Raw genomic sequence first — 8733 nt, 5'->3', positions numbered from 1 at the left:
ATTAATCGCAGGAAGGTCGACTTGAACTGCGTCGATAGTCGCAAGCGACTGCACGTCGGTAAATCGGTTCATGGCATATCCCGCTTGTCTTCGGCTCGTACGTTGTGTACTAAGGATTCACAGAATCCTTCTGCGTTCACGGTTGTACCGCGCAATAAATTTGCGCTGTATCGGCCCATCGCGCCGGGGGCGAGATAGAAGGAACCGCACATTGTTGAAAGCCATTGCGCGGTCCTCCGCTGGCTCCGCCCGAAGTCTCAGGCCGAGGTCTCAGCTTCTATGGGCGCTCAAATATTGACTGCACTCTCCTACGAAAAAGAGTAGCCGAAGCCTAAACAAAGACAAGCTCTATTGCGCAGTAGCACGAAATATTTACGCGACCTTTATGCCTTTAACCGTGACGTGATTTTTGCGGCCGGGACGAAATGGCATGGTCAATTGGACCACATTAGTTTTTTCACCATTTAGACCGCGTTAGCAGAAAACACCAGAGTACTTCCTACAAAGGACGGCTCGTCTTGCTTCAAGCCCGGTGGTCTCTCGCGCATCGTCTATTTGACTTTAGATAGTCCTCCGAATCGAGAGGCGCGATGAATTCGTTGCGCGGCGTCTTGACCTCTCCGTCGACCCAATGCGCGCGTAGCCGCTCCGTATGTCGAGGTCATAACAGCCAGACGTGAACGAGACATCCTCGTCCGAGCAGGATAGATCTCCTGATCGGACTCTACCCTAACTACGCAACCTCGAACACATACGAGAGACGCTACATGTGCCCCCGTCAACGCGAGGCGTATGGATCGGCGTAAGTCGATTCCCAGCCGCCGCCGAGCGCCTTACACAGGGTGATGAGATTCGCCGCAGCGGTCGCCCTGCTCTGTTCAAGGTTGCTCTGGCCTTCGAGCAATTGCCTTTGCACATTCAGTACGTCGAGATAATCAATTGCCCCAGCCTTGTAGCGCTGCTGCGCTATCAAGAGCGCGCGCTGATTCAGTGCGACCACCTGCGTCAGCCGATCGCGGCGGCGCTGCTCGGCATCGTAGACCACAAGTGCATCGTCCACCTCGCGCCAGGCGTCAAGCACGATGTGCTTGTAGATAATCGCAGCCTCCTGCTGTTGCGCCTCACGCAGGTGCAGCGTCCCCTTGAGCCTTCCGCCCTCGAAGATCGGCAGCGTGATGGTTGGTCCGACAACAAACTGTCCAGACGCCCAGTGAGCGAGATTCGAGAGCTGAAGACTCTGGTAACCCGCGCTGCCATTGAGCGATATACGCGGATAAAAGTCTGCCTTTGCCATGCCGATCGACGCCGTAGCCGCATGCAACTGCGCTTCCGCCTTCCTTATATCGGGTCTGCGTTGCACGAGCTCCGAAGGAAAGCCGATGGGCACCTGGTCAGGTAATTCAGGCACGTCATGCGCCTCACTTAGCGTTTTCGCAAGCGCACCCGGCTCCTCGGCGAGCAATATGCCAATCGCGTTGATCGTGGTCTCAGCTTGCGCTTCGAGCGTCGGAATCAGACTTTCGATTGACGCGGCCTGCGCGGCAGCGTTGTCCACGTCCAGATCCGTCGTCACACCCTCATGCACCCGTATCTGCGTGAGCTTCGTGGTATTGCGGGCGATATCAAGGTTTTGTCTCGCGATGGCCAGCAATGACTGTGTGTCGCGCAACTCGATATAGTCTCGTGCGAGTTCGGCGCGGGCAGACAACAACACGGCGTTTCGGTCTTCGTAAGTAGCGTCCGCCTCGGCGGCCGCGGCTTCGACCGTGCGGCGAGTGCGGCCCCAGATATCGATTTCCCAGGAGGTATCGAAGCCGAATTGATAGAGGTTGTAAGCCGGCGAACCCGCCGAGCCCGGCAACGGCGCCACGCCAAGCGGCGTAGCACCCGAAGCGGATTGCGATTGGGTTCCGGTTGGGCTGACCCCGAGCAGGCCCAGAATGCCGTTCGGACTTCCGCGCTCGCGGTTGTACGACGCGTTGCCATCTAGCGTGGGATATTCCGCCGCACCCGCAACGCGCTGTTCGGCCCGGCTTTGCCGAAGGCGCGCCGACGCCGCCGCCACATCGAGGTTCGCGTCGGCCAGTTGCTGTTCGAGCGCGTTCAGCGTGGGATCGTTAAACAGGGTCCACCAATCTCGGCTGAACGGTGTCTCGACGGCCTTGCTGGCTGCTTGCGCCGCTTGGGTACGATCAAAGACTTGCGGCGGCGTGGCCGACGTTGGACGCTGGAAATCCGGTCCGACGGTGCAGCCCGCTATCACGAAGCACGCCAATATCTCCAGTACCAATACGTGCAAGGAAGAGTAGTTCGCCTTCATTTTCTATCTCCCCCTTCGGCCAGCGTATCGCCGTGCCGACCCACGGCGACTTCAACTTCGACAGAAAGCCCCACGCTCAAAGCAGACGCCGCATCTTGACCGTGGTCGATAGTGATCTTGACAGGCACCCGCTGGACGATCTTCGTGAAGTTGCCTGTCGCATTGTCGGGTGCGATAGGCGCAAAGGACACGCCCGTAGCAGGCGCGAGACTATCGATACGGCCGTGAATCACGACGCCAGGAAAGCTGTCGACCTTGATCCGCACGCTGTCACCCGGCCGCATGTTGGTGATCTGGTTTTCCTGGTAGTTGGCGACGACATAGGCTTCGGACAGTGGCACGATCGCGAGAATCGGTGCACCGGGGGTCACGAATGCGCCAACCCGCGCGGAACGCCGTCCAACCTTGCCGTCGACCGGCGCCGGAATCTGCGTGTAGGACAGATTGAGCTTTGCCTGCTCGAGGACCGCTTGGGCGCGTGCGAGCGCGCCGGCCGCCTTATCGCGCTCGGTGCGCAGTACGTCGAGATCCTGTTGAGTCGAAGACAGCGCGGCCCGGTCGTGGGCCTGCTGCGCGAGCTGCTCGGCGAGCGTGCTCGAAGCGTGCTGTTTCTCCTGAGTCGTCCCCGCACCAGATTCCGAGAGGTTCTGGTACCGCGAGGCGTTTTCGCGCGCGAACTCGATCGACGCTTCGTCGGATTTGAGCGTTGCGCGCGCCTGATCGACGAGCGAGGGCTGCCGTGCGATCTCGGCGTCGTAGTTCGCAACCGATGCCTTTGCCGCCGTCACGTCCGCTTCTGCACTCATCAATGCGGCCTTGAAGTCGCGGTCATCGATACGCACCAGCAATTGCCCGGCTTTTACTGATTGGTTGTCCTCGACGAGTACCTCGGATATCTGGCCCGCGATACGCGGTGCCACGAGGGTGAAATCGGCCTCTACATAAGCATCGTTTGTATATTCAGTCTTGGAGGTGCCTAACAATCTTATGCAAGCCCATGCGACAACGCCGACTATGACAAGCACGGCGACGACAGCAATGATCTTGAGGGGAGATTTAGCAACGGATGACATTAATAACGTCCCTTAACGCGAAGTGGGGGGCGTAGTGCACCACGGCGGGTAAATACGCACGGGTAGCACTGGCACGAGAAGAAGAAGAAACACAGCGACACCTGCCATCACCCAATAGAGATCCGCCGAGGTCATTACCGCTGCCTGCTCGTGGATCCGGTGTGCAAGTTCGCCGAGACCATGAGTTGCGTCGATGCTTTGGCTCGTCACAAGCGCGTGGTTGCCTAACTGGTCCACGAGCATGTTCGAGTGAAGACGTTCGCGATCTGTCCCCACCCCTTCGATAATAGCCGTTGCCACAGCCGCAGCAAATGTTTTAAGCGAGTTGACCATGGCCGAAGCAAATGGACCCTCTGTCGGAGCCAGGCCCGTCGTGATGCCCATCAGGATCGCCAGGATCATCATCGGTTGAGCGATGATCTGTATGGATTGAAGCCAGTAGAAATCGTCGCGGATCCACTCGGACGAGATGAAGCTCCCCATCAGGAAGGTGGTGATCATGAGGCCCAACCCGACCGCCATGACCCACCGGTAGTCAACCCGCCGTAGATTCAGGAGGGCAGCCGCCAGGGGAAGCGAGATCAATAGAGGGACCGCAACCAGCAACGACAAGGGCGTAGTTTGCAGTGGCCTGTATTCGTGAAGCCTGGCGAGAAACTGGCCAGGTATTGCAGCCACGCTAACCAGCAGTATTACAAAGCCGCAGAGTGTCGTCAGTCCGTGCGCAAAGTTTCTGCGCTTAAGCAACTGCAGCTTGAAAAAAGGAAGCGGCTGAAACCACTCGTTGACGAGGAAGGTGACCATCAGCAGCCCGCCCCCAATAAACATCACGCGAATGAAATCGGAATTGAGCCAGTCAAGACGATCCCCCTGCAGAAGGCCGATCACGAGCATGGCGAAGGCCGGGAATCCCGTCAGGAGCCCGATCCAGTTGAATGTCCGGAATCGTTCGAGTTTGAGCGGATCGGCCGGAAGCCCCTGCTGGATCGCCAGGCATGCCACCATGCCAAGCGGCACGATTTGCCAAAAGGCCATTTGCCAACCGACATACTCGGTCCACAAAGCGGAGAGCGGAGCGCCGAGCGCCGGTCCAACGGTCGCGGTGAGCGCGTACCCGGCGAGTCCGTATAGCTTCACTTTCGGCGGAAGATAACGCAGCGCCACGATGATCAACATCGGGAGAATGCATCCACCGGAAATGCCCTGCAGGACACGCAACACATAGAGCGCATGCAGGCTCGGTGCGAAGGGACAAAGAAACCCGAAGAACATGGTCGCGATCATGGCGCCGATCGTGAATCGCTTGAGCGTGAATGTAATCCCGAACCACGGAGCAAACACGGCCGTAGCGCAATTACCTGCCTCGAACAAAGCGGTCAACCAGGTTCCATCGTCATGCCCAATCGAGAACGCGCCCTGAATGTCCGCCATCGACAGTGCAGTGACTTGTTGGTTGAGAATGGCCAATAGGGATGCAAACAACATACCAAGGAGGCCGACGACCAGACGAAGCGAAAGCTTGGATTGTGCGGGCGCGGGTTGCGCCGGAGCCACTGTCCCCGGCGCAGGAGCGGCTGGCGACGACTGTGCAGCAGCCGGCGCTTCCCCTCCAGTTGTTAAAGAATTGCCTGTAGTCATAGGAGTCCCGTTGCTATTTATTTTCGACAGGGCATCCAAAGATCTTAGTCGGAGGTCGTATGAAAAGCGAAGATCCTCCGGCATGGATCACAAAATGCGGTCCAATTACTGCTTGGGCTGCACTTCTTTAAAGTAGCTCGGTGCTTCCCGGCGATCGTACATTCCGTATTGCCGGACGATGCGAATATTGCGCCGGCGCGAAACATCCGCCGTCGTCGGACTGCTCAAGTACGCTTGCGCAGCTGCATGGTCGCGCCACGTCACCACCGCGATCACGTCGCCCGGTGCCAACAGTGCGTCGAATACGTCCCACGAAACGAGGCCAGGCGCGCTTGCATCAATTCCAAGTGCTTTCGCCACCGCGTCGGCTCCTGCCTCCTTGACCCAGTCCGGCGAGAATTTCCCATCATGCAGCGTCACTGCGGTGCCTTCGCCCGTCTCCGTGACGTCCAGGCGCTGCTCACGCAAGACCTGTCCCGCAGGAATCTGCGTGTCGCTAACGGTCTGGCCAATGCGCAACCGATAGTCGGAAAACACTCGGTCACGCGCAGCTTGCATGATCTTGTTATGGGTCGTCTCGGTACGCCAGCGGATAAGCGACTTCTCGTCGCGCCAGCTCGACAGCGAAAGAAGCCATCCCTCGCGGGTGAGACTTGCAAAGCGGTTGTTGTCGATAAACCCGTCGATCTTGTCGAGTTCAGGGCGCAGCATCTTGGCCATGCCGAGATAGACATCGAGCTGGTCGGGAATAGGCTTCACTTCAAGCATTGCGGAAAACATGGGGCACCTCTTTCATTTGATTGGCTTTGGAAGAGTACTGATTGTCCAAGATAGACCATACTCATACGAGGCTAAGCTAGTTAGATATTGGGCCAATGAATTTGCGAATTTTGCCAACCGCTCATGGATGCAGCTGATAACCGTCATTATTGGAAAAAGTCCCTTTCAGAAAAAACGGCCAAGCCGAATTTTTTCCACGATGAAAATCGCAAACCGCCGCTTCGTGCCATCCCGACCGCGTTCAGTGTTCGACATTTCGCGTCTTTTTTTAGCTATTCGGTGGCGCGGATCGTCACCGTGCGGATCTCAACGCATAAAATCACGACGTCTGGAAATCGTGATCAGGGTGAGAAGCGGAATGGATAAATTGCGTGAGATGGAAGTTTTCGTCGCCATTGTCGACCGGGGCAGTTTTACTGGCGCGGCAGACAAACTCGGCATGTCGGCCGCCGCGGCCTCGCGGGCGGTCGGTTCGCTAGAGACCCGCCTCGGCACACATCTGCTGGCCCGGACAACTCGAACGGTCCGTCCGACGGACGCGGGTATGACCTACCTGGAAACTTGCAGGAAGGTGCTGGACGCCATCACGGACGCGGAAGCCAACATCGCGGCGGATCAACTCAAGCCCGTAGGTACGTTGACCGTTTCTGCACCGATCCTGTTTGGCCAGCGCTATGTGGCCCCACTGATCAATGCGTTCGTGCTGCGTTATCCGGACGTCAGCATCAATGCGGTGTACGCCGATCGAACCACGCGGCTGCTAGAGGAAGGTGTCGATATCGCTATCCGCGTCGGCCACCTTGGCGACTCCTCGACATTCGCCATTCCATTGGGTTTTGTGCGGCGTCGGACGTACGCGGCGCCCTCTTATCTCGCCGAGCACGGGGAACCCCTTCACCCCAGGGACCTGACCAATCACCACTGTATTTCCTTCACTGGCATCTCGCTTCCGCTTGAGTGGGTGTTTAACGAGAATGGTTCGAGGTTGCCTGTCAGACTTAGGCCGCGGATGATTGTCGACCTGGGTCCCGCTGCCGTTCTCGCCGCCCTTGAGGGTGTGGGGATTACGCAATTGCTGTCGTACCAGGCGGCTCTCGAAGTAGCCGATGGGACGCTGCAACCCATCCTGACGTCATTCGAACCCGAGTCGACCCCCGTCAGCCTGCTGCATATAGAGCGGCGAAGCGCCAGCGGCAAGATTCGTGCATTCGCGGAATTCGTTACCGAGACACTACGCAAGAACGCGCACCTTCAGGGCGTGGACGCTACTGCAATGCGAACTTCCCGGTAGGCGGCCACGAGCGCATCGAGGTTGAACGCCCTGTTCAGTCCGCTTGGATTGGGTACGACCCACGCGTGTGCGCCGCCGAAAGGCTGAGTCTGTCGCCCCCAATCTATATTTCGTGTGCCGGAGATTGCCGAGAGCGCCATCTTTCCAAGGAAAACGATGTGCCTCGGTGCGTACTGCTCAATCTTTCGCCGAAAATCATCCCCGGCCAGTTCAATCTCCGATCGCGACAACTCGGCGGCCTGCGCGGTGGCTCTCGGGACCACCGTTGTGAGACCGCAGCCATATTGAAGAACCGTGTGGTCGTCTTCGGGACGAATCAGTTCTGGCGTAAAACCTGCAAGATGCATGACCCGCCAGAACCGATTTCCCCGGCCCTCAAAGTGATGACCTGTCGACGCCGCACGCATTCCCGGATTGATTCCGCAAAATACGAGCGACAAGCCCGGTTCAAGAAGATCAGGAAGAGAGGGTGGGGAATCAACGTCAGTCACAGATGAGCTAGCCCTTGAAAAGAGACCTGCATGTTGGCACCGTTCTCGACCCGTGGCTCTTTGTCTGTGTCTACTCCGCCGCGGAATCGTTGCCGATATTGTTTGGGTGTTACGTCTAGCCGTCGGGAAAAGGTCGTGCGCATATGCGTGGCACTGCGGAAGCCGCATTTAAATGCCACGGTCTTCAGTGGTGCATCCGTGTCTTCGAGCAGCTTCCTCGCGCTGTCGACGCGAACCTGCTCGACAAACACGGACGGCGTCACCTTTGCATACTTGGCAAATAATCTCGAGAAGGTCCGCCGGCTCACGGCAACCGCGCCTGCGAGCTGTTCGATGGATAAAGCATCGGTTATATGCTCAGTCACGTATCGGTGCACTTTGCGGATAATTGGATCTTCGTCCCTCCCCGATCCTGTTCCTATATACGGGCTGTACTGGGACTGGCCGCCTTCCCGCTGGATATAGACCACAAGCCGTTTTGCGACATGCACCGCCAGCTCGTGTCCCCAGTCTTCGGCGATCAGCGACAGACAAAGATCGATGCCAGCCGTCACACCCGCCGACGTGATGAGGCGTCCGTCACGGACGAAGATCTTGTCGGGCTGCACAGACACCTGCGGAAATTCCTGGGCGAGGCGACCTGCATCCGCCCAGTGAGTCGTCACTTCCTTGCCGTCAAGCAGCCCCGCGTGTGCGAGCACGAATGCCCCATTGCAAACCGAGCCAAACCGTTTCGCGTGTAGCGCCTGCTTTTGCAGCCACGTCAGAAACTCGCCTGACGGGTGAGCGTCGGGCAATTGCGGGCCTCCCGCGACCAGTAGCAGGTCCCATTGCGTGTCGATATCCGCATAGCCATACGGCACGGAAAGTTGCATGCCGTTCGAGCAGGTCACGTTGCCGGACCGGGGTCCCACCAGGGAGACTTCGTATTTCTGCTGTTCGGAAAGAATCGTGTTTGCTTCCGCGAACACGTCCAGGGGGCCCGCAACATCGAGCGCCTGCACACCATCGAATATAACAATGGCGACTTTCATGCCGTAACCCTTCGTGGAGTGAGTAAGCCCGTTTCCGATACCGGCGATTTCGTTTGGCGTCGTTTGGCTTAAGCCGAACAACCGGGCGAAGCCTACTAATCTGTAT

General features: G+C 58.0%; 8 protein-coding genes. 2 read left to right on the top strand and 6 right to left on the bottom strand.

Going from position 1 to position 8733, the window contains the following annotated elements:
* Positions 1 to 778 precede the first annotated feature (778 nt).
* From WCA53_RS19240 to WCA53_RS19225, 4 genes are all read right to left on the bottom strand, one after another.
* Positions 779 to 2320 (bottom strand): efflux transporter outer membrane subunit, encoded by a 1542-nt coding sequence (locus WCA53_RS19240; protein WP_423914204.1) that lies wholly within the window; start codon positions 2318 to 2320, stop codon positions 779 to 781.
* A complete protein-coding gene (locus tag WCA53_RS19235) occupies positions 2317 to 3393 on the bottom strand; it encodes an HlyD family secretion protein (RefSeq protein ID WP_423914200.1) in 1077 nt (358 codons plus the stop codon). The genes WCA53_RS19240 and WCA53_RS19235 overlap by 4 nt, the downstream gene beginning before the upstream one ends.
* A 12-nt stretch (positions 3394 to 3405) precedes the next feature.
* Complete coding sequence (locus tag WCA53_RS19230) at positions 3406 to 5031, bottom strand: MFS transporter (protein WP_423914198.1); 1626 nt, start codon at positions 5029 to 5031, stop codon at positions 3406 to 3408.
* A 105-nt stretch (positions 5032 to 5136) separates the two neighbouring features.
* On the bottom strand, positions 5137 to 5811 hold the full coding sequence (locus WCA53_RS19225) for an antibiotic biosynthesis monooxygenase (protein ID WP_423914196.1): 675 nt from the start codon (positions 5809 to 5811) through the stop codon (positions 5137 to 5139).
* A gap of 123 nt (positions 5812 to 5934) precedes the next feature.
* Here WCA53_RS19225 and WCA53_RS19220 point away from each other — a divergent pair, with 123 nt between their 5' ends.
* Together WCA53_RS19220 and WCA53_RS19215 are read left to right on the top strand one after the other, a co-directional pair.
* Positions 5935 to 6177 carry a hypothetical protein gene (locus tag WCA53_RS19220; protein ID WP_423914194.1) on the top strand — a complete coding sequence of 81 codons (243 nt, stop codon included), beginning with the start codon at positions 5935 to 5937 and terminating at the stop codon, positions 6175 to 6177.
* Entirely contained in the window at positions 6170 to 7102 is a 933-nt protein-coding gene (locus WCA53_RS19215; protein ID WP_423914192.1) for a LysR family transcriptional regulator, read from the top strand. Before WCA53_RS19220 ends, WCA53_RS19215 begins: the two co-directional genes overlap by 8 nt.
* Here the strand turns inward: WCA53_RS19215 and mug are convergent.
* The gene (mug, locus tag WCA53_RS19210; RefSeq protein WP_423914187.1) at positions 7063 to 7593 is read right to left on the bottom strand and encodes a G/U mismatch-specific DNA glycosylase; all 531 of its coding nucleotides are present in this window, start codon (positions 7591 to 7593) and stop codon (positions 7063 to 7065) included. The genes WCA53_RS19215 and mug overlap by 40 nt on opposite strands.
* Complete coding sequence (locus WCA53_RS19205) at positions 7590 to 8627, bottom strand: GlxA family transcriptional regulator (RefSeq protein ID WP_423914208.1); 1038 nt, start codon at positions 8625 to 8627, stop codon at positions 7590 to 7592. Before WCA53_RS19205 ends, mug begins: the two co-directional genes overlap by 4 nt.
* Positions 8628 to 8733 lie beyond the last annotated feature (106 nt).

Source organism: Caballeronia sp. (assembly GCF_049581465.1).
In the GTDB taxonomy this organism is placed as follows: domain Bacteria; phylum Pseudomonadota; class Gammaproteobacteria; order Burkholderiales; family Burkholderiaceae; genus Caballeronia.
This window is presented reverse-complemented; position numbering and strand designations above follow the sequence as displayed.

Excerpts from the sequence above, each read along its gene's own strand:
- WCA53_RS19240 (WP_423914204.1), bottom strand. The coding sequence starts at position 2,320 with ATGAAGGCGAACTACTCTTCCTTGCACGTATTGGTACTGGAGATATTG.
- WCA53_RS19235 (WP_423914200.1), bottom strand. The coding sequence starts at position 3,393 with ATGTCATCCGTTGCTAAATCTCCCCTCAAGATCATTGCTGTCGTCGCC.
- WCA53_RS19230 (WP_423914198.1), bottom strand. The coding sequence starts at position 5,031 with ATGACTACAGGCAATTCTTTAACAACTGGAGGGGAAGCGCCGGCTGCT.
- WCA53_RS19225 (WP_423914196.1), bottom strand. The coding sequence starts at position 5,811 with ATGTTTTCCGCAATGCTTGAAGTGAAGCCTATTCCCGACCAGCTCGAT.
- WCA53_RS19220 (WP_423914194.1), top strand. The coding sequence starts at position 5,935 with ATGGATGCAGCTGATAACCGTCATTATTGGAAAAAGTCCCTTTCAGAA.
- WCA53_RS19215 (WP_423914192.1), top strand. The coding sequence starts at position 6,170 with ATGGATAAATTGCGTGAGATGGAAGTTTTCGTCGCCATTGTCGACCGG.
- WCA53_RS19205 (WP_423914208.1), bottom strand. The coding sequence starts at position 8,627 with ATGAAAGTCGCCATTGTTATATTCGATGGTGTGCAGGCGCTCGATGTT.